Annotated in this window: 18 protein-coding genes; 8 read left to right on the plus strand and 10 right to left on the minus strand. The window is 47.2% G+C overall.

Translation table 11 applies throughout. The annotated features are described in order from the left end of the window. The first annotated feature begins 22 nt into the window (after positions 1-22). The 3 genes from NG821_RS00850 to NG821_RS00860 are packed head-to-tail and all read left to right on the plus strand — an operon-like array spanning position 23 to position 2106. Entirely contained in the window at positions 23-754 is a 732-nt protein-coding gene (locus NG821_RS00850) for a response regulator transcription factor (protein WP_252759768.1), read from the plus strand. Between the two features lie 10 nt (positions 755-764). Beyond that, the gene (locus NG821_RS00855) at positions 765-1952 is read left to right on the plus strand and encodes a sensor histidine kinase (RefSeq protein ID WP_252759769.1); all 1188 of its coding nucleotides are present in this window, start codon (positions 765-767) and stop codon (positions 1950-1952) included. A 16-nt stretch (positions 1953-1968) separates the two neighbouring features. Then, positions 1969-2106 carry a hypothetical protein gene (locus NG821_RS00860; protein ID WP_252759770.1) on the plus strand — a complete coding sequence of 46 codons (138 nt, stop codon included), beginning with the start codon at positions 1969-1971 and terminating at the stop codon, positions 2104-2106. A gap of 292 nt (positions 2107-2398) precedes the next feature. On the opposite strand, the gene NG821_RS00865 is transcribed toward NG821_RS00860, so the two are convergent. The 3 genes from NG821_RS00865 to NG821_RS00875 all read right to left on the minus strand — a co-directional run bounded on the left by NG821_RS00865 (position 2399) and on the right by NG821_RS00875 (position 5103). Continuing rightward, positions 2399-2953 (minus strand): DUF805 domain-containing protein, encoded by a 555-nt coding sequence (locus tag NG821_RS00865; RefSeq protein ID WP_252759771.1) that lies wholly within the window; start codon positions 2951-2953, stop codon positions 2399-2401. A gap of 67 nt (positions 2954-3020) precedes the next feature. Beyond that, positions 3021-3518 (minus strand): DUF805 domain-containing protein, encoded by a 498-nt coding sequence (locus NG821_RS00870; protein WP_252759772.1) that lies wholly within the window; start codon positions 3516-3518, stop codon positions 3021-3023. Between the two features lie 163 nt (positions 3519-3681). Beyond that, the gene (locus NG821_RS00875; protein ID WP_252759773.1) at positions 3682-5103 is read right to left on the minus strand and encodes an undecaprenyl-phosphate glucose phosphotransferase; all 1422 of its coding nucleotides are present in this window, start codon (positions 5101-5103) and stop codon (positions 3682-3684) included. A gap of 308 nt (positions 5104-5411) precedes the next feature. Here NG821_RS00875 and NG821_RS00880 point away from each other — a divergent pair, with 308 nt between their 5' ends. From NG821_RS00880 to NG821_RS00895, 4 genes are all read left to right on the plus strand, one after another. After that, on the plus strand, positions 5412-6968 hold the full coding sequence (locus NG821_RS00880) for a capsule assembly Wzi family protein (protein WP_252759774.1): 1557 nt from the start codon (positions 5412-5414) through the stop codon (positions 6966-6968). Between the two features lie 3 nt (positions 6969-6971). Continuing rightward, the gene (locus NG821_RS00885; RefSeq protein WP_252759775.1) at positions 6972-7409 is read left to right on the plus strand and encodes a lipocalin-like domain-containing protein; all 438 of its coding nucleotides are present in this window, start codon (positions 6972-6974) and stop codon (positions 7407-7409) included. 121 nt (positions 7410-7530) lie between these two features. Next, on the plus strand, positions 7531-8754 hold the full coding sequence (gene pepT / locus NG821_RS00890; RefSeq protein ID WP_252759776.1) for a peptidase T: 1224 nt from the start codon (positions 7531-7533) through the stop codon (positions 8752-8754). Between the two features lie 74 nt (positions 8755-8828). Next, on the plus strand, positions 8829-11084 hold the full coding sequence (locus NG821_RS00895) for a cation:proton antiporter domain-containing protein (RefSeq protein WP_252759777.1): 2256 nt from the start codon (positions 8829-8831) through the stop codon (positions 11082-11084). Between the two features lie 95 nt (positions 11085-11179). Here NG821_RS00895 and NG821_RS00900 read toward each other — a convergent pair whose 3' ends face one another. The 7 genes from NG821_RS00900 to NG821_RS00930 form a co-directional block, all read right to left on the minus strand. Continuing rightward, a complete protein-coding gene (locus NG821_RS00900) occupies positions 11180-12373 on the minus strand; it encodes a MalY/PatB family protein (protein WP_252759778.1) in 1194 nt (397 codons plus the stop codon). A 26-nt stretch (positions 12374-12399) separates the two neighbouring features. Then, positions 12400-13575 (minus strand): PLP-dependent transferase, encoded by a 1176-nt coding sequence (locus NG821_RS00905; RefSeq protein ID WP_252759779.1) that lies wholly within the window; start codon positions 13573-13575, stop codon positions 12400-12402. Between the two features lie 93 nt (positions 13576-13668). Further along, complete coding sequence (locus tag NG821_RS00910) at positions 13669-16506, minus strand: putative LPS assembly protein LptD (RefSeq protein ID WP_252759780.1); 2838 nt, start codon at positions 16504-16506, stop codon at positions 13669-13671. A gap of 150 nt (positions 16507-16656) precedes the next feature. Continuing rightward, entirely contained in the window at positions 16657-17193 is a 537-nt protein-coding gene (locus NG821_RS00915) for an HD domain-containing protein (RefSeq protein WP_252759781.1), read from the minus strand. 23 nt (positions 17194-17216) lie between these two features. After that, positions 17217-18992 (minus strand): oxaloacetate decarboxylase, encoded by a 1776-nt coding sequence (locus NG821_RS00920; protein ID WP_252759782.1) that lies wholly within the window; start codon positions 18990-18992, stop codon positions 17217-17219. A gap of 199 nt (positions 18993-19191) precedes the next feature. Beyond that, on the minus strand, positions 19192-19701 hold the full coding sequence (gene queF, locus NG821_RS00925) for a preQ(1) synthase (protein WP_252759783.1): 510 nt from the start codon (positions 19699-19701) through the stop codon (positions 19192-19194). A 96-nt stretch (positions 19702-19797) separates the two neighbouring features. Beyond that, positions 19798-20523: a queuosine precursor transporter gene (locus NG821_RS00930; RefSeq protein WP_252759784.1), complete on the minus strand. Its 726-nt coding sequence runs from the start codon at positions 20521-20523 to the stop codon at positions 19798-19800. A gap of 220 nt (positions 20524-20743) precedes the next feature. Between NG821_RS00930 and NG821_RS00935 the strand changes: the two genes are divergently transcribed. Next, complete coding sequence (locus NG821_RS00935) at positions 20744-21826, plus strand: TlpA disulfide reductase family protein (protein ID WP_252759785.1); 1083 nt, start codon at positions 20744-20746, stop codon at positions 21824-21826. The last annotated feature ends 642 nt before the right edge of the window (positions 21827-22468 follow it).

Here is a 22468-nt window from a genome sequence, read left to right on the forward strand (position 1 = left end):
AAAATAGTTAGATTTGCAGAGAATGGAACAAAAAGACAATCATCAGCAGTACAGAATCTGCATGGCAGAGGACGAAGCCAACATTTCAGATTTTGTATCGAGAGGACTCTCTGAATTCGGGTATCAGGTAGACGTTTTCAACAACGGTGAGAAAGCCTGGGAAGCCTTGAAGACAGGCAATCCCCATGATACGACTCAGCGGAACAGTCCCTATGACCTCCTGCTCCTCGACATCCGTATGCCCCGGTTGTCAGGCATCGAGGTGTGCCAACTTTTCCGGGATAAATACGGTTATCAGACCCCTGTCATCATGCTGACGGCTCTGAGCACCACTGATGATATTATCATGGGGCTGCATGCCGGTGCCGATGACTATCTCTCCAAACCTTTCAAATTCATGGAACTGCTTGCCCGGATCGAAGCCTTGCTGCGCAGATCGTCGTTCAATGAGGGACACCAACTCTTCCACTATGCGAATCTGACGATTGACCCGTCCTCCCATAAAGCCCAAAGGGGTGACGTGTCTGTCGACCTGAGCACCAAGGAGTACCGCTTGCTGGAATATTTCATCCGGCATCACGGGGAAGTACTCTCCCGGCGACAACTCCTCAAAAATGTCTGGGACAGGGACTTCGACACGAATACTAACATCGTGGAAGTTTATGTGAAATACATCAGAAGCAAAATAGACGATCCTTTTGACCACAAACTGATCCACACGATCGTCGGCATCGGTTATATGATGAAAGAATAATCTCCCTGCCATGAATACCAGTAGAAAAATCTCTTTCCTGTATTCAGGAATTACCATTGGTCTGGTGCTGATAGCCGGATTCATCTTTTATATCATCTCTTCATACTACACCGAAAACCTCTACTTCAAGTATATGAATGAGAAGGCACACGCTGTGGCTGATGAGAAATTCTCCAAAGATGAACTCGACGCCGTAAAATACCAGAACGTCGTCAGACGCAGGCAAAACTCCATCCCCACATCCAAAGAACTCTTCATCAACATCAAAGACCGGCGGCAAGCCAACCGCCAACTGTCACGGTACCTCAACGCGGACCAACTCCGGGATCTCTATCAGAACAAAGTGGTCAACTTCTATCATGGGGATCAGGTCGGCACAGCGTTCATCTACTATGACAATGAAGGCAATTTCGCTGTCGTTGTCCTTAGCCGCAACCCCTATGGCAAGGAGATATCCCGCACCATCAAATGGTATATATCCTTCCTCGTGATCGTCTCTGCTGTCATCCTCTATCTGATCAGCCGGTTGTACGCAGCTAAAATGGTAGACAGGATCGACAGGGACTACCAAGTAGAAAAACTCTTTGTCAATAATGCCTCTCATGAAATCAACAATCCCCTGACGGCCATACAAGGCGAATGTGAGATAGCCCTGATGAGGGAGCGCTCTATAGCGGACTACCGGAACTCGTTGCAGAGGATCCATTCTGAGACCGAGCGCATCATCAGGATTATGCAGCAACTCCTGCAATTCTCTCATACCCGGTCACAGGAAACGGATCCCGATAACCTCAACAAGGTAGACTTCGCGGACTTTCTGGAACAATTCGACAATGAGGACACTGATATCATCGTAAAGAATGATTTCAAGATCATGATTGATGAAAGTCTCTTGAGGATCGCCATGCGCAATCTTATCGGAAATGCCCATAAGTATTCAGAAGGCAAGAAGGTCCGCATCACTGTCAACAAGGGGATCATCTCGATCAAGGACCAGGGTATCGGCATCTCGGAAAACGACATCAAGCATATTTTCGAACCTTTCTACCGTGCCGGAAATGCCAACGGCATCAAAGGTCATGGCATAGGACTGGCTTTGGCCGAACAGATACTGAAGAAATATGGTGCCTTGATCAAAGTTGCTTCTCAGGAAAATAAGGGTACGACCTTCACCATCGATTTCCGGAAGATCTTATAAACTCTCTCTTCTATCAATGAGAGATACAAGAGAGGGCTTCATACGAGATGCTCCGCAGTATTTTGAGATAAAAGAATCGGGAGAAAGAATGCTGATCCTGCTCTCTGACTATCATCGATTACAGACCTGCCGGGACGGTTTTACAGGTCCTTAAAAAACAAGAATTCGTAGTTTCGAGAAAGAAGACGACAACTTTCGAGAAAGAGACGGCTGACTTTCTCGAAACTATCCCCCGCTCTTTCTAAAGAGTTAGAACTTCTTTTCCATCAGTGATTGTTACAGTATAACTCTCCCCTGTTTTTACAAAAAAGCAGGGTGATTCCCACGGCTTTTAAGAGAAGTCCCGTTCTACTCAGGAACAAGGGGTAGGAAAACGTTCTTTGACGCACAGGGTGACTCTGACAGGCCACATCTGTTCCGACAGAAAACCGTCAGACACACGACACTTACTGCAAGGAATCAGAATCGGATGAATCGGATTTCTCTTCAGGGATTCCGTCACCGACATTGTCTGAAGGCATCGCACCGTATTTTGGTGAAGGACCATACTTGTTCTCTTCCGGTTTTGAATCCATACAATACCAGACCAAAAGTACGACTGACATGACAAGGATCAATATGACTGCAAACAGTGTCAAGATGTACCATTGGACAAGGGCAAAGACACAACACAAGATGGCGGGGATGAACACGCAAAAGAAATACCAGCCACTCCTGCCCGTGTCGTGCAGGCGGCGCCAGGCAACGGACAAACTCGGCAAGATCAAAGCCAACTCGACAATCATGGAGACTACGCCTTCACCTGAATCGGAAATATCAAAACCCAAGAGTTTATCCACCAGTGCTGCAATCGTGACTACAATCACCTGGAACAACTGGAACCACCAGTATTCTGAACGACGGGCACGACCCGTAAAAGTGGCATACTTTCTGAAGACTGTACTGACAGCCTGCACAAAAGTGAGCATCGGCCGACCTTCTTGAACATCGTTTTTATCCATAGTATCTGTTTTAAAAAGTTAATCATTTCTTCAGGACCGGCATTGTCTCCAATACCCGATGGCCGCATCATTTATATTTTGGAGAAGGCCCGTATTTGTTGATTTCCTTCCGGGAATCCAAGCAGCAGAATGCCAGGAGCGCAGCGAATGCAACAAGTCCCAGAATGCCAAAGAAAATACTGCCTGCATAAGTGAATGAAGCCAAGACCGTACTCAATACGATCGGAACAAAGAAGACTAGCCAATACCAGCCACTCCGCCCGATATCATGAAAGCGACGCCAGAACACGGCAAGGTCAGGGAGTAACAGTCCGACAAATACGATAAGCGTCAGGACGCCGACAGAACCCCTGAAGTGCAAATTGAAGTGATTGAGGATGAAGTTGGTGATCAGCGTATCCAGGCAATTGACAAGGAAAAAGGCCAGCATTTCAAACAGTTTGAACCACCAGTATTCAGATCGTCTGGCCCTTCCTCTGAAGGTCCAGTAATGATGAAAGACACGCTTCACTGCCTGATTGAACTTCAGTGAAGGCAATACTTGTGGTAAATGATTCATTCCCATGCTATTCTCTTTTTCGCGTTAGACGCAGTACGAGTTATTCTGACAACCGGCTCTTTCCCATCCGGTCTTGCCGTTTCTCTTGATAACCCTACAAAAATAACCCATATCCTCGAGATATACAAGTTTTCTATTGGAAATTCCCAATATTTCAGTATTCCGAGGGTCAATAGGCGTGTTTGTCATGGACAAAAACAGATTTGATGGTCAGGAAAATGATATAGAGGTCAAGCCAGAAACTCCAATGTTCCAGGTACCAGATGTCCTGCCGGACACGCTTCTTCATCAAATCCAGATCCTTCGTCTCTCCCCGGAAACCCGTCACCTGTGCCCATCCAGTAATACCGGGTTTGACAAAATGACGGACCATATATTTTCGGATCAAACTCGAATAGAGTTTAGTATGGATCAGCATGTGTGGCCGTGGACCGACAATGCTCATCTCACCTTTCAAGACATTGATAAACTGCGGCAGTTCATCGATGTCAGTCTTTCTCATGAAATCCCCGAAGACAAATTTCCGGGGGTCATTTTTCGTCGCCTGCACTTTGTCGGCATCTGCATTGACGCGCATGGACCGGAATTTCAGGATCGTAAATTCCTTTCCGTTAATCCCTGTGCGCCTCTGCTTGAAAAACACAGGACCGGGACTCGAAATTTTTATGATCAGTGCAATGATCGGATAAAAAGGCAAGGTGATAACCAGTGAGACCAAGGCGAAAACGATGTCAAAAACGCGTTTGACCAAACGGTTGGCAGACAGAGACAAGGGCATGTTGTACGTTGAGAACACCAGCATGTCATCACCCAGCATCTCCGGCCGAAGGTTCAGTTCAAAACCCTCCGCCAGCATCGGGACATAAAAGAAACGGATAAAGTGATCGTCACAATATTGGGCGACACGCGAGATCTCATTACAACAAGACCGGGGAAGACTACAATAGACCTCATCGGCATGGATCTCCTCCTTTTCAGATTCCAGTTTCTTGTCCAAATCCTCATAACTGCCGAGATAGGTGAGTTTGCTGAACACCGAATAAGTGGTCGTATCTGCCGGTGCATAATACCCCCCGAACCGGTATCCCGTAGAAGGATTCCCTATCAGTTTTCCGAAGATGATATCCAGGGCAGGATCAGTTCCGATGAAGATGACTGAACGAGTATTCCTGCCATTCCTCCGCAAGTTGACAAGCACAGCACGCTCCGCAAACCTCAGTCCAAACAGCAGGAACCAGTAAGTGACACAAATCACGGCCAGGATGGAGCCGCCGTCATAGTCATCGAAATGGAACAGGCGCAGCATCAGATAGGTCACGACAAATACCGTCACGACCAATTCCGTGACCCGGCGGAACACCTTTCTCGGTGTCACTATCCGACGATGAATGATGGAAGAATAACCGTACTGTGAAAACATCAACCCGACAAGGGCTGAAAGATAAAACAGTTGCCGGTCTGCAAAACTCCACGAAAGTTGGGGAAAGACAAGAAACAGATAGATCGCAGCAATAACATAAAAGAGGACAATGTCCCCTATTAAAACGGTCCATTTAATAAGTTCACTTGATTCTGTCAGAACCTTCTTCATTATGAATTTGTCTTATTTAACCAACTAACTCTTGCAAAACTACTACTTTTTACTGAATTTCACAAACATTATGAAAGAATTCCAAAGACTAATCCCTAAAAGTGTCCCTATCCTTGCCCTTTCAAGAAGCACCGGATTTCTTTACAACTCTTCATTACTGCCCCTGTTTTCAAGGTAAATATTTATGGCCGACTCCCGGTTATCAGAAAAGATTTCGTATATTTGCAAGGAAATGCTTCATCTCGGATTTTAAAAGTATTCGATCTGGTCTCGTACAATCAGACCATACCATTTACAGTATAAATAAATTGAAAAGCAAACTCATCATCATAACCCTTCTGTTTGTTGTAACAGTCTTTCTGTCTGCTGTTCCGGCGGAAGCTCAGACACTTGACTACAAATTGGAAACCGATGCCGGCATTTCTCATGGCACAACTCCTTTATGGTTGAATGCGAACAAGTACGGCGTATCGTCCTTGGACGAATCCAACGGCTATCTGCGGACAGAAATCTACAAATCTCTCAAAGGTTTTCTGAATGAGGAAATCAAGTCTGAAGGACGGGGGAACGGAGAACCGTCTGAAAGCAAATGGGATTGGGGGGCAGGACTGGACATCGTCGTCCCCCATCATTATACATCGGACATCATCATCCAACAAGCCTATGTCGAGGGCCGCTGGCTGCATGGCATTCTGACGATCGGCGCCAAGGAATTCCCCGAAGAGCAGAAGAATCCGCTCCTTTCAAGCGGTTCTCAGACCTTGGGTATCAATGCCCGCCCGATACCTCAGATCCGTCTGGAACTCCCGAACTATATCAAGGTCTTCAACTGGCTCGGCTTCAAAGGACACATTGCCTATGGCTGGGCGACAGATACGAAATGGCAGGAGCGGACTGCAGACCCTGAATCCAAATGGGCGAAGAACATGCTGCTCCATACCAAATCAGGTTTTTTAAGGTTCGGACACCTTTCGAGTCACTTCACTTTCGAGACAGGCATAGAAATGGCGTGCCAGTTTGGCGGGACTACTTACAACCACGGGAAAGCCATCAAGCGCGGTACGAAACTGAAGGATTATTGGCAGGCGTTCCTGCCCGGTGGAGACGGAGACGTGGGAGAAGGGGTCTATGCCAATGTCGAAGGCAACGGCCTGGGATCACTGATGTCCCGCTTCAATCTGGATGAACCCACGTGGAAGGCATCCTTCTATATCGACCATTTCTTTGACGACCATTCCCAACTCTTTTTCCTCGACTTTGACGGCTATGGGGACACGGACAAGGACTTCCGGAAACACAAGTATACCCGTTACATCTTCTATACACCCCGGGACGGACTGTTCGGTTGGGAGGTCAACCTGAAAAAAGGTACGTGGCTGAAAGACATCGTACTGGAATATCTCCATACGACCGATCAGAGCGGGTCTGTCTACCATGACAGCGAACCCGGTCTGGCAGCCCATGTAGCCGGAAGGGACGACTATTATAACCATTATTTCTATCCGGGATGGCAACACTGGGGGCAGGCGATGGGCAATCCCCTTTACCGTTCGCCGGTCTATAATGACGACGGAATCATCGACTTCAAGGATACCCGATTCATCGCCTGGCATCTGGGATTTTCGGGGACCCCCATCCCCCTATTGGACTACCGGATACTGGCCACTTTCCAAAAAGGCTGGGGCACTTACAACAACCCCTATGTGCCGATAGAGCGCAACTTCAGTATGCTGATGGAAGCTGCTTACCAGTTGCACCACGGTTGGAGGGTCAAGGGAGCTTTCGGACTGGATCACGGCAAAATACTGGGGAACAACGTGGGATTCAATCTGACCATTTCAAAAAGCGGGATTTTCAAACTTTAAAAGATGAGCATCTATACAAACTATATGAGGAAAGCCATACCTGTCATTACCGTTCTGACGCTTCTGCTCTGCTCTGCCTGCGGGGACATCCATCCTACTGACGACCGGAAGATCGACGGCTACTGGTTGCTGACGAATGTCGATACCCTTTCCAACAGCAGAGGAAAAGACGTCACCCAGGAAAAACTATTCTGGGCTATCGAGGGAAAATTGTTCCAGGCAGGCGGATTGACACTGATGACAGAAAAGTACGGTGATACCCTTCACCTCTATCGGCCGGCACCGGACTCGACCGCCATCAACTCCAAATATTCGTCCATTGACCCTTTCCGCAAATACGGCATCAATTCTTTTGACGAACATTTCATCATTGAGCAACTGAACGGAAAACACTTGATCGTCAGAGACTCACTCCTCAAATTGCAATTCAGACGATATTAAGTGCTTCGTTTCCGACATTAGGCACATTTTCCGGGCAGATTCATTTCATAATGAAACCCTTGGATTATCGGAAAAAATGATTATCTTTGCAAATAGTGATTTTAAAGACTCAATAAGAACAATGGAACTCACTGAACGATTTATCAATTACACAAAGTTTGACACGCAGTCGAGTGAAGACTCTGACAGTGTCCCGAGTACGGCGAAACAACTGGAGTTCGCCAAGTATCTGACCAAAGAGCTTGAGGACGAAGGCCTCAGCGACGTCGAAATGGATGACATGGGCTATATCTATGCCACCCTGAAAGGAAACGTAAAAATAAAGACTCCGACCATCGGATTCATCTCTCATTACGATACCAGTCCTGACGCCAGCGGTGCGAATATCAAAGCGAGGGTGGTCAAGAATTATCAGGGAGGCGACATCGAACTTTCACCCGGCATCGTCTCATCGCCTGAGAAATTCCCGGAACTCTTGTCCCACAAGGGGGAAGACCTGATCGTCACTGACGGCACTACGCTGCTGGGCGCTGACGACAAAGCCGGGATAGCTGAAATCGTACAAGCAATGTGCTATCTGCGGGATCATCCGGAGATCAAGCATGGTGATATACGCGTCGGTTTCAATCCTGACGAGGAAATAGGTATGGGCGCACACCATTTCGATGTCAAGAAGTTCGGTTGTGACTGGGCTTACACGATGGATGGCGGTGACCTGGGGAATCTGGAATATGAAAACTTCAATGCTGCTGCCGCAAAGATCCATATCAAGGGTGTCAGCGTACATACTGGCTATGCCAAAGGCAAGATGATCAATGCCAGTAGATTGGCTTGTGAATTCAATAACTTGATTCCATCTGACGAGATTCCGGAGACGACTGAAGGCTATCAGGGATTCTATCATCTGCTGAACCTGAAAGGGCGCACAGAGGAAGCCACGCTCTACTATCTGATCCGTGACCACGATGCACAGAAATTCAAGGACCGCAAGAATTTCATCATGGAGTGTGCCAAAAAACTGAACAAGAAATATGGTGAAGGCACCTGCTCTGTAGACATGAAGGACCAATACTATAACATGAAAGAGAAGATCAATGCCAACATGCATGTGATCGAGATCGTCCTTCGTGCAATGCAGCAAGTCGGCGTTCCGCCGAAAGTGGAAGCCGTAAGAGGCGGCACTGACGGTGCACAACTCAGTTTCCGCGGTCTCCCCTGCCCCAACATCTTCGCAGGCAGTGTAGAAATGCACGGTGACAATGAATTTGTCAGTGTACAAGTGATGGAGAAAGCGGTTCAGACAATCGTCCGGATTTGTGAGATTGCCGCAAAGTACAACGAATAAATACGCACAGACAAGAAACCCTGCACTGATGCTCTTTTCATCAGTACGAGGTTTCTCAACTGTTTTTTATGCCCATGGCAGAAATTCCTAATCTTATTGCTGATCTTGCTCTTATCCTTATCATAGCAAGCATTGTCACACTTTTATTCAAGAAACTCAAACAGCCGCTGGTCTTAGGTTATCTGGTCGCCGGGTTCCTGGTGTCACCTCACATGCCCTATACCATATCTGTCATGGATAACTCGTCTATCCAGACGTGGGCGGATATAGGGGTGATCTTCCTGCTCTTCTCCCTGGGACTGGATTTCTCTTTCAAGAAAATCCTCAAGATGGGGATGACTCCGGTCATCGCATCCTGCACGATCATCTTCTGTATGGTGACGCTCGGAATCCTCGTGGGACACTCTTTCGGCTGGCGGAAAATGGACTGTATTTTCCTGGGGGGTATGCTGGCAATGGCCTCTACGACCATCATCTATAAAGCCTTCAATGACTTGGGATTGATGCAACACAATTTTGCAGGACTGGTCATGAGCGTGCTCATTCTAGAGGACATCCTGGCCATTGTCATGATGGTCATGCTGTCCACCATCGCAAGAGGCAGCAATCCTGACGGCGGACAGTTGGTGGAGAGTATCCTGAGGATTGCCTTCTTCCTCATCCTGTGGTTCGTCATCGGACTCTTCATCGTCCCGATTTTCCTGAGGAGCACGCGACGGTTCATGAATGACGAGACACTGATCATCATTTCCTTGGGTCTGTGCTTTCTCATGGCCGTCATCTCATCGAAAGTCGGGTTCAGTTCGGCCTTCGGTGCATTTGTCATGGGCAGCATTCTCGCAGAAACCATAGAAGCAGAAAAGATCAACAGACTCGTGGCACCGGTAAAGAACCTGTTCGGGGCTGTATTCTTCGTGTCTGTCGGCATGCTCGTCGATCCGAAGATCATCGCGGAATATGCTGTCCCTATTCTGATTCTGGTCGTGACGGTCATTGGGGGTGAGGCCATATTCGGGACCTTGGGATTCATGCTGAGCGGACAGCCGTTGAAGACAGCTATGAAATGCAGTTTTTCGATGACCCAGATCGGTGAGTTTGCCTTCATCATCGCCTCATTAGGTCTGTCCCTGCATGTCATCAGCAATTTTCTCTACCCGGTAGTTGTCGCGGTGAGTATCAGCACGACCTTCCTCACGCCCTACATGATACGCTTTTCCGATCCCTGCTACCACTATTTGGAGCATCACCTGCCCAAGCAATGGATCCGGCGGCTCAACCACATCACCCTCAGCATACACACCTCCACAAAGGTAGAGAAGAACAATTGGAGACGCCTCCTCTATGCCTTGCTGGAAATCACCATTGTGTGCAGCATTCTCTCGACAGCCGGCATCTTCCTGATGTTCACCTTTATCCTGCCTATCCTCCGCCATCTCATCGGTTTTACTGCCGGCAACATCGTCTGCGGCCTATTGACGCTCATCTTGATATCCCCAGCTCTCAGGGCTATGATCATCAAGAAGAACCATAGTGAAGAGGTCAAAGTCCTTTGGGCCGAGAAACGCCTCAACCGCCTGCCTCTCATCTTCCTCGGACTGGTCAGATACTGCATTGCCGTGGCATTCGTTTTCTATGTCTGCAACACGCTCACTGAATTCGGCAACGCGCTGCTGATGACGATGGCCGTGGCCATCATTACCTTGATGATGGCGTCAAAGAGACTCAAAAGGGAGAGCATCAAACTCGAACGGCTGTTCGTGCTCAACCTGCACAGCAGGGAGATCAATGCTCAGATACAAGGGAAGAGAAAGCCGCTTTACGAGGGGCACTTGTTGGACCGGAATATCCATATCAGTATCTTTGACATATCGGAAGACTCTGAATGGGCAGGGAAATCACTGCGGGACTTACAACTCCGGAAGCGCTTCGGGGTACAGGTGAGCAGCATTATCAGAGGACTGCAACGCATCAATATCCCCAACGGGGACAGCAGTATCTTTCCCGGCGACCGCATGGAAGTCATCGGAAATGACGAACAGTTGTCAAGACTGCACCAAGCTCTCGAGAAAGAGCGGATACCGGAAGACCCGAACATCGAAAAGCGGGAGATGAAACTCCGCCAGTTCATCATCGGCGACAAGTGTCCGTTAGTCGGAAAGACGCTTAAAGACAGCGGTATTCGGGACCAGTTCAACTGCATGGTCGTGGGACTTAACGAAGGGCTGGAAAACCTGACGATGATCAAACCTGAAAGGACCTTCAAAAAGGGAGACATCCTTTGGGTCGTCGGGGAAGAATATTCACTGAGTCAACTAATGGGGGAAGTTTGATACCAAATGGCCAAACTCACATAGTTCTAAAAAAAGTCATTGATAAAGCCTTCAGATCGATCCCTGAAGACCCTATCAATGTTTTTAAGTATAGCCTATTTCCGATGAGGAAGCGCAGCGACGGCTTTGGACAATTGTTCCAAACCTTGACGGACGACACTTATCGGATTGCCGATGTTCAGACGCATGAAGCCTTCGCCCCCGGGACCGAACATCTCGCCGTCATTCAATGCCAGATGGGCCTTGTCAATGAACAGATCCAATAACTGCTCATGATTCAGTCCCAATGCCCGGCAGTTGAGCCAAACCAGGAAACTGGCCTGCGGACGAACGGGAACGATTCCCGGAATATTTTCAGCACAATAATCTTCCACAAAACGGATGTTCTTTTCCAAATAGGACAGTAACTGCCGACGCCATTCTTCCCCATGACGGAAAGCAGCGACAGTGGCTATCGGTGCGAAGATATGTGCCTCTGCCAGTTCGTTGACATCAATCCAGTGATACAACTTGCTCCTGAGTTCCGGATTGGGAATGATGGAATGAGAAGTGATGATCCCTGCAATATTGAAGGTCTTCGTAGGCGCCTGGAACGTAATGGTGATCTCGGCGGCTTTCTCGCTCACGCTGGCAAAAGGAATATGCTTATGCCCGAACATGGCCAGATCGCAATGGATCTCATCACTGACCACGAGAAGATGGTGGTCATAGCAGAAATCAGCAAGCCGGACGAGTGTCTCACGATCCCAGCAGATCCCTGCAGGATTGTGGGGATTACAAAGCACGAAGACCTTGCAATCCTTGTCGTACACCTGTTCGAGTTGGTCGAAATCCATACTGTAAGACCCGTCCGTATTCCGCTTGAGGTGATTGAATACGACCTTTCTGTCATTTCCCTGAGGAACGAGGCGGAAAGGATGGTATACGGGGGGTTGGATGATGACCTTGTCACCGGGTCGGGTAAATACGTTCAGGACCATTCCCAAACCTTTTACGATCCCCGGGATAAAGTTGATCCAACCCTGTTCGACCTTCCACTGATGATGGGAGAAAATCCAGTCTTGTATAGCCGGTTTGTAATCATCAGGGAAAACAGTATAACCTAAAATCGGATGCTCAAGACGCTTACGCAAGGCTTCCAGAATAGCGGGACAGACCGCAAAGTCCATGTCTGCCACCCACATCGGCAACAGGTCTTTCCGTCCCCATCGCGGGAGCAAAGCCTCATGCATGAGGTCCCCTGAGCCGGATCGGTCTATCACCTGATCAAAATCGTATCTTTCTTTCATCTTTATTTCTTAGCATTAATCTCTTCTCAAGCCTTCAAAGCCTGACGCACATCATCGAAAAGATCATTCACGTCCTCAAGTCCTACAGACAGGCGGACTGTCGTATCCAGTACATCCATATCAGCTTTCTGACGGTCAGTAAAACCTCCGAAAATAGTGCTGGCAGGATGAATGGCCAAAGTACGGTTGTCGAACAGATTCGTAGCCCTGCAAATGAGTTTCAAATGATCGATGAAAGAATAGCAGTCTGCCTTGGACTTCAAGTCTATACAGACCATTGCACCTGCAGAAGTACCAAACTGCCGCTGTGCCAAGGCATGGTACGGATTGTCTTCGAGACCGACGTAATTCACCCGTTTGATCTGTGGGAGAGTGGTCAGTTTCTTGGCCAAAGCGAGTGCATTGCCAGCCTGTATCCTGTAACGGGCATCCAGTGTCTCCAGACCGATCGTCTGCATGAAGGCCACTTGCGGGGTCATGTAAGCGCCTAAATTGAAGAGTATCTCATTCTTCATCAATGCGCCGAAGCCAGGTACTGTACCGTAATCGATGACCAGACCACCGAGTGAAGTTGCCCCGCCACTGACATATTTGGTACTCGAGACGACCTCGATATCAACGCCCAATGCTTTCGAAGAAAACTGGGTGAAAGGTATGGTCGTTGTATCTGCAACCAAGGGTACATGATGACGGCGAGTGACTGATGAAAGTGCGGAAATGTCGACAACTTCCATCTGCGGATTCGTGATGATTTCGAAAAACACAGCACAAGTGTTGTCGTCGATCGCAGCCTCTACTGCCTCAGGATGAGTCAGATCCACGAGCCGTGTCTCAATGCCGAACCTTTTCAAGGTCGATACCAACAAAGAGAAGGTATTGCCGAAAAGGTGTTTGGAGGTGACGATATTCCTGCCTTGAGCCGACAGGGCCATCATCGTATTGCTGATAGCTGCCATACCCGAATTCAGGGCGATGACATTTGCAGCGCCAGTCAGCGCCTTTACTCTTTCCTCAAAATTGGTCACCGTAGGATTGGCTGTACGTGAATAATCAGGTGCATCCACTTTTCCGGTGAACACATCAGCCATTTCCTTTGCGTTCTTAAATTCGTAAGCCACTGAATTATACAAAGGAAAACTGAGTGCGCCATAAACGTCAGGGCGTTTGAATGGCACATGAATAGCCTGTGTTTGCTTCTTCATAAATTTTTGCCTTTATCTTTAAAATCAAGAATCAATCTTTACCTTAATATCTTCTAAAACTCGGACTCGCGTGGCCTCTTGCCACAACATCTGCTAATACCATTGGACGGCATTGGAATAACCGCTTCTCTTCTCGTACTTCAAAGCATCTGTCAATGTAGAAGCATTGCAACGGAAGGTGAAATTATAACTCGTATAAGGCGCAAGTACGACATCACAACTCATATTGAAACAGTGTAGGTCGCGCTGCAGTGAGGCTGTCGTCATACTGATCTTATGGTATTCGAAATCATAACCTGACGAGAAATTGATGTTCCACCCGTCACTGAGCCGGATATTTCCACTGACATTGAGCGTCTGGGTATACTTGTAGGGATAGCGCATGTGCTTGTAGTTGAACTTGCCGCCCGTATTTTCACTCATCGTGATGCCATAGCCGAATGTGAGGGACCAAGGCATGGAGAACTTCATATAACCGTCTTCATCGGTTTCTGCCTTACCGTTCTTCTCTGCGCTGTGCTTCGCCTTCTCCATATCCGGATCGATATTGCTTTCGATATTTGTATCCGTTCCCTCATCGTCGTCATCGTCATCGGAACTTTTCTTCTTGTTCTGATCGGTGTCATCGTCTCCGGGATGGAACAACTTCTTGATCTTGTCCGGTGTAAGCGTGTAAGAGATGTTCTGGGACATTCCCTGAAAACGGGGGAAACGTCCTTTTCCGAATTCGGTATGGTTGCCGATATACGGTTTCCCGTTCTGATCCAGTTCATAGGCATAAGTGGAAAACACGCCATTGAAGTTGAAGGTGTAGTTCTTCCACCATTTCAAACGCATCCGCACTGACAGGTCACTCCACCGGTGATAGTCTGCAGCTGCATTATAGGACATCGTGGCTCCCAGTTCGTCAATCAAACTGATTTTCTTGAAACCTGTGGAATCCTTGTCACTCTTGACTTTCATCTCGAGGTTGTTGTCAATATCCCAAGTAATGCTCTCTGAGCGCCCTTTACCAGGCACACCATAGAGTCCTTCGCTATAAGGAGAATAAGAAACGAGAGAGACATTGCCATCGGCATCGGTCTTGAGGTAGGAATCCCAATAGCCATAGCGGCGGGTGCCGAAATCAGGAGAATAACTGAAGGTTACGGTAGGCGTGAAGACGTGGCGTATGGCCTGGATCTTGTCCCCGAAGATCTTTCTGCTCGGAACCCAGAAGCCGTATACTTTCGTACTTGCCCCTACACTGAAATCCCAATTGTAGACATTGTGGAAACCATACGTGGTATCGGCAATCTCAGTCTGTCTTGCCGTATCCCACGAACGCATGATCTTATTCGAATACATCCGGTCGGTAAAATTGAAACTCGGATTGATATTGATGGCATTGAACAGGGTAAAACTTGCACTGATCGGGATGTTGTGCTCCCAACCGTTCTTCCAGTCCTTAATCAGATTGGAATGCATGAACTGGTCTTCTTTCGTACTGATGGAATTGCTGACTTGGCCCGTATAACTCATGGCAATCTTTTCATACCAGCGTTCCGTGCCTACCTGATGCTTGCGGCGGAAAGGATAGAAACGAGCCAAACTGATATTCAAATCAGGTAAGGTCATGTCCAGACTGGAATCTCGCATATTCTGGGACAAGTTGGCTGTGGCACTCAGGGTGAGTCCGATACTCGAGAAACCGGTACTCCAACTAACGGAAGAGGTTCTCGTACTCTGGGTATAACTCTGCGGATTGTACAAACTGTTCAGATTGTTTCGCTCATAACTGGAAGTCGCAAAATTGACACTTGCAGAAAGTGAACTGAACGGATTAGCCTTCGCATCCTGACGGTGACTCCACTGGATCTTGAAACTCTCCTGTTTGGCATAGTCAGGCATACCCTTATCGCCCGTCTTGGTATTCTGGTAACTGAGGAAGATGCTGCCACTATAACGGTAACGTTTCCGGTAATTGGTAGCGGCACTCAAACCCCACGAACCTTGCGTGTAGATTTCACCCAGGAGTTTGAGATCCCAGTTGTCATTGACCGCAAAATAGTAACCGCCGTTCCGAAGATAGAATCCCCTGTCATTCTCATCACCGTAACTCGGCATGATAAAACCTGAGGAATAATGCTTGGTAAAAGGAAAAAAGCCATAAGGAATGGCGAAAGGCAACGGCACGTCTGCAACGACCAGATAGGCTGGTCCGAAAACAACATCTTTGTTGGGACGTACTTTAGCCCGTGAAAGAGCAATATAGAAATCAGGATCGGGTTTATCACAAGTCGTATAACGGCCATGCTGCAGGAAGATAACGCCGGAAGAATCCCGCTTGGACAATTTTCCGGAGAGATAACCCTCGTCCTGATGCGTATAGACCTGATCGATCAGCGCTTTCTTGGATTTATAATTGAAAGCGATGGTATCGGTCTGATACTCATCCTGACCGGCCTTGAATACAGGTTTTCCCTTGACACCGCCCTCGGCTGCCGAATCCGGCGTGCCATGAGCACGGATCATACTGTTGTCCATATTCATCCTGATCCTGTCGGATGTCAGATCATAGTTTTCATATTTGACATTGGAATTGCCATAGAGATAAGCGATTTTCTTATCCGCATCATAGACCAGAGAATCCTCTGCCTGATAATTGATCGGGGCATCAATGCCCCCTGCCCTTTTCCGGTTGATGGAATCGAGACGGATGGAATCATCGACGGTTTTATTGTGATGGTAGATAGCCAGTTGCATAGAGTCCATCTTCGTTGTGTCAACGACGATACGCCCCAAAGAATCACGCTGTACGGAATCCCGTAGGGCTGCAGAATCAGTGGACAACGACTTTTTCTTCCTTTTGAAAAAAGGCATATTGGGCACCGCCATCATATAATAAATGAAAGCGCACAATACCAAAATTATAACTGACTTTCTTCTCATTGACAGAGTGCAAAGATACGAAAAAGTTGCCAGCCGTGGAATAGCATCTTATTTTTTTTCCGCTTCAGACCGGATTTAACTTTTTACACAAATCTTTAACTTCTCAACCTAGAGACATCTCCCGTCACTGCTGAAAAGTTCTTCAGAAACCTACTCGAATAATTTTTCCCAATACCGAAAACGCGCCAGGCCTTCTTCACCGAATTTCGCCAAACTTCGCTCAGCTTGCGCTTTCGTCTTCTCGCGTTCCGGGCGGGTCTTGGAATAGAACTTGTCTGCATAGCAGATCACTTGTTCCTCCATGGTCTCCGGGAGGAAATCCTTATGCGGCAAGGGCAGATTCTGCCTGATGATCTCCGCCTTGGTCAACCCTGTACCGGTATGCCGCTCACAGACACGGGCATGACGGGGATAACCTTCTGCACGCAATAACTGTGCACCGATATAGCCGTGACAGATATAAGGCTCCGGACCGAAACAGAAGATGCCGGGAGCATGGCATCTGAAAATGCCGATATCATGGAGCATGGCGGCTTCGATCAGAAACCGGCGGTCCATCTTCAACTCAGGGTGTGCATCACAAATACGCACAGCACGCTTCATAACAAGCGTGCTGTGCGTGACGAGAATATAACGGAGTTCGTTGTCCTCCGGATAATATTTATCAATGATATGCTGATAATCCAAAATGAATTCCGGAAAAAAGAGGTTCAGGCCTCCGGACGCTGGATATACCCCAGAACATCACCTTTACGGACCTTAGAACCTTGATGAGCATTGATTTCAACTAATTCGCCTCCTAAATCAGCAGGGATGGGTTCGAGTTCTCCCCAAGGTGTCTGAAGATAACAGAACACGTCTCCCTTCTCATATGACTTGCCGATATAAGGCTCTACTGCAGGAGCAACCTCTCCGTCGCCCTGGAATTCCCAGAATACTTGTCCGCGAACAGGGGCGACAACTGGATCTGCCTTGGCATGCTTGAAGGCAACAGCCTCTTCCGGACTCACTTTAGCGCCCAAGCGGGCATCCTTGGCTTTCTGCAGATCTGCCAGGAAATTCTTCTTGGCCTGTCCGCTCTTATAGTTCCGGTATTGCTCCGGATGCATGGCAAGCTCAAAGAGTTCTTCATCATCCTGACCATAATCCCAGCCATTCTTATCCATCTCTTTACGGAATTCAGGCAGGGAATCTTTCAGAAGCGTATGAGGGTCAACATCAGTAAACTCACGGCCCTGCTTCTTGGCAAGTTCTACCAACTCTGGTGCAACTTTACCAGGTACACGACCGCTCTTTCCGAGGATCATCCCCCACATGTTATCGTCCATCATCACAAAACGACCCTTGCCCTGTTCCATTGTCAAGAGGTTCATCAATGCGATGTTCTTCGTATACTGACTGAAAGGTGTCACCAATGGTGGATAACCTACACGAGGCCACACATAAGCTACCTCGTCGAAGAGTTTGACCATCAGATCATCTACTGAATATTCGGGTTCGCCTTTCTTTGCTCTCAAGTGATTGATGGTCTGGCGCATTCCGCCCAAGTCTGCCATCATACTTCCCATCATCCCTCCAGGCAGACCGCAGCCTAACAGCAGAGAAGACATCAGTTTGTTTTGCGGATTGATGAAATATCCCAACCAGTCGTCGATGAACTCCTGTGTCAAGGCACGGGCTTTCATATAGGCTTTCATATTGATCTCAGGGACGTCAAAGCCATAGTGCTTCAGCATACTCTGGACAGAGATTACATCGGGATGAACCTTACCCCAAGCAAGGGGCTCAATAGCCGTATCGATGATATCGGCACCGTTCTTGCACACTTCCACGATAGAAGCCATACTCAGACCAGGACCGGAATGGCCGTGATATTCTATCAGGATATCAGGATGCTTCGTCTTGATGATCTTCGTCAACTGTCCCAGAAAATAAGGCTGGCCTATTCCTGCCATATCTTTCAAACAGATTTCCTGAGCACCGGCAGCAACCTCCTCATCGGCGATCTTACTGTAATACTCTAGGGTATGGACAGGTGAAGTGGTGATACAGAGTGTCCCCTGAGCGATCATACCGGCTTCCTTTGCCCATTTGATGGCAGGAGCTATATTACGTATATCATTAAGACCGTCAAAAATACGGGTAATGTCTACACCCTGGGCTTTCTTCACCCTATACATCATCCGGCGGACATCGTCCGGCACAGGATACATGCGAAGTGCATTCAGACCACGATCAAGCATGTGAGTTTTGATCCCAGCTTCATTAAGGGGTTTGCAAAAAGCACGGACAGACGGATTAGGATCGTCTCCTGCAAGAAGATTGACCTGCTCGAAAGCTCCTCCGTTAGTTTCTACCCGAGCGAAACATCCCATCTCTACAAAGACAGGGGCAATACGCTCTAACTGGTCCTTGCGTGGCTGAAACTTACCTGAACTTTGCCACATATCTCGATAGACGAGACTGAACTGAATTTTCTTTGCCATATTATTTCAATGATTCTATATTCCTGATATCATCGCAGAGATTATCCTCCCACGAAATTGCAGCAAAATTAGATATTTTTTTCCAAATATCTCATTAATACATATTTTTTTTTGAAATTATCGTTCGTTTATGCACAAATCAAGGATGTTGTGCAGTTATTACCCCACGAAGCGGGAAACAGGATGCAGAAAAGGCGGGTTATTTCTCTCTAGACAACTGATGATTCATGAAACGGTATTCGGCCATCTTCTCGAATCGTGTCCCTTTCCTGCCATAATTGGTATAGGGATAAATGCTGATACCGCCTCTAGGCAGGAAGAATCCCGTCACTTCGATGTATTTGGGATCCATCAAGTGGATGAGGTCTTTCATGATGATATTCACGCAATCTTCGTGAAAAGCACCATGGTTGCGGAAACTGAACAGATAGAGTTTCAGACTCTTGCTCTCGACCATCCGTTGGTCAGGAATATAGGAGATGCGGATTTCCGCAAAATCCGGCTGTCCTGTAATCGGACATAAGGATGTAAATTCAGGACAGTTGAACTGCACCCAATAGTCGTGATCGGGATGCTTGTTCTGAAATGTTTCCAGGACCTCAGGGGCATAATCCATCTTATAGCGGGTTTTGGAACCAAGGGCCTTCAACCCTTCTGCTTTTCTGCTGCCATCGGCAGTGTCTGCATGAATATGATTTGTTTTTTCCATTGTCTTTATCAAATATTGAAATCACCTTATTATAAAGGAGCATCTGGCAGAATACCAGATGCCTCGTATCGCATCAATTCCTAATGGGGACAGCTATTATACCTGCCATATTTTCCAGATACTGTAATTGATCCCGTCATCGTAAGTATCTGTCTGCTCATACCGCTTCACGGCCTTGACGACACGAATTGTGACAGGCAGGCAGACCACCTCATACAGGGTTTTCAATATCACCTGAAGAATCATCACCTGCGGCAGGACTTTCGCAGGGATCACGCCTCCGAGTGCCAAGGGAAAGAAGACGAGGGAATCCAGGCTCTCGCCTGCGACTGTACTCAACACGGCCCGTGCGGAGAAATGCCTGCCCTGATCATGGATCTTCATCCGGCTCATGACGTAGGCATTTGCAAAACTGCCGATGATAAAGGCGAGAAAAGAGGCTGCAGTGATACGGGGAGCCAAGCCGAATATAGCATGGAAACCGACATCATTCGTCCAATAGGGCGCACCCGGAATGGCATCGCAAATTGCACCGAAAGTCACGAAGAAGAAATCCATGAGAAATCCCATCCAGATCATCAACCTGGCCTTGCGATACCCCCACACTTCACAGGTACAATCGTTGATGATGTAACTGATGGGGAAGACGATCAGACCTCCTGTCAAACTGAGCGTCCACGGACCAATATTCAATTCTATTTGCTTTGTTTCAAGAATGTTTGCCGTAATCAAACAAACACAAAAGACGATACTGAAAAGCATAAACAGGACCGTCACTTTCTCCGGCCTCTGTTGTCCGGAGACCTGACTTCTATTTTTCATTTTCTTGTTTTTAACGAGGTTTTACAAGCACTCTTTGACGTCGTTCTCTTTCTTCCGAAGAAGTCAGGAAACACCATCGATCATAAATTGGTTGGCAAAGTTAGCGATTTTTTTCAACAAGACCATGGATTTCAGAAATATTCCTTATATTTGCACGGAAATAGTACAAATATCGTATCGCCCTTACACGATAAGGGTGTTTTTAATTAAAATCATCAGAATGAGAAAGAAAATTTTATCAATGTGCCTCTTCGCCTTGCTGACAGCAAGTGCAGGCGCTCAAAATGTAAACTACGCTATCACCGGTAATGCCCCTGAAGGCAGTGATTCCGTTTACGTTTTGTTCAATGGATCAGGAAAGCCGGACGCCTTTCCTGTAAAGGACGGGAAATATCAGATCAACGGCAGCAAGCCTCAAGATACATTCATCACTGTCACCTTCTCTAACAGACAATCTACGACCATCGTCAATGACAAGACTCCGGTAGACATCAAAAGCCAATTTGACATTTCCGGTTCTCCTCTTAACCTGCAATTCGTAGACTTGCAAAAGAAACTCAATGATTTCACGAACAAGGAGAACGGACTGTTTCAGGAATACCAGACTCTCCGGAAGGATACAACAGCTGACAATAAGGCAAAAATAAAAGCCATCTCTGATCAACTTGATCAATATGATCAGAATATCCAGAGTATCGTCCTCAGTTATACTGAAGCCCATAAGCAAGATGTGACTCCTGCCTATGCTTTGAGGGTCAGCGATATTTACAGTTATTCCTACGACCAACTCAAGAAACTTTGTGATCCTTCTACAGGTTATTATAATTCTCCTGTCATGAAGGGTGTCAAGACTCAATTGACTTCTCTCGCCAAACGTCAGCCGGGCATTGCCTTCACTGATTTGGCTATGAAAGACTTGCAAGGACGGCCTGCGAAACTGTCTCAATGGGCAGGCAAAGGCAAATATGTCCTCGTCGATTTCTGGGCTTCATGGTGTGGACCTTGCCGCGCTGAAATGCCTAATGTTGTCAAGAACTACAAGCAATATCAGTCTAAAGGCTTCCAGATCGTAGGTGTATCATTCGATTCCAATGCCGGGGCTTGGAAAGCTGCTGTCAAGCAACTGGGTATGACTTGGCCGCAAATCAGTGACTTGCAGGGTTGGAAATGTGCCGCAGCACCGGCTTATGGTATCAATGCCATTCCTTCCAACATTCTCCTGGATCCTAAAGGTAAGATCGTTGCCAGTGATCTGAGAGGTGAGGCACTCACTAATAAACTCAAGGAAATCTACAAAGACTAACCATAAAGCGGAGTCGTCTGATTCCTGAGAGACTGGAGATCTCTCCAAGTTAATAAGGGACAAAGGCTCTCTTTCAACGCAATGAACCCCGAAAGTTTTTCATATAACTTTCGGGGTTTATTATGCTCTAAAAACAAATTAGAGGCTACTTCTTCTCCACATGAACAGAGACTCCTTATCCATTGCTGAAAGATGCACCCATGATTTCAAGACCACGAAAGAGAGGGAACAGAAGACCCTTTTTCCATTACTGAAAGAATGCAACCAGTTTCCGAAAGTATAGCGGTTTCCGCCATCTCCTCCCGTTGCACTTTCTTAAGAGTTATACCATACTTAAAATCTGCACCACAAATAAGTGATAACCACTAAGCTATTGTCAAAGTTTTAGGAAAAGGCACCTTTTATAATCTGAAAAGACCATGTGCCAATGTTCGGCATCCAGTTTTAGAGACCGAACATTAAAGAAAAAACTATAAGGGTCGAGCCCATGCATCAAGACGCATACCGGCATGACTGACCAAGAAATTACAAGGTCCAAAGAAAGAAGTAATAAGGTTCTAATAAAAAAGTAGTGAGGTCAAAAGAAAAAAGTAACAATATCCAAATAAAGAGGTAATAAGGTATAAAGAAAAAAAGTAATGA

Source organism: Segatella cerevisiae (genome assembly GCF_024054555.1).
Taxonomy (GTDB): domain Bacteria; phylum Bacteroidota; class Bacteroidia; order Bacteroidales; family Bacteroidaceae; genus Prevotella; species Prevotella cerevisiae.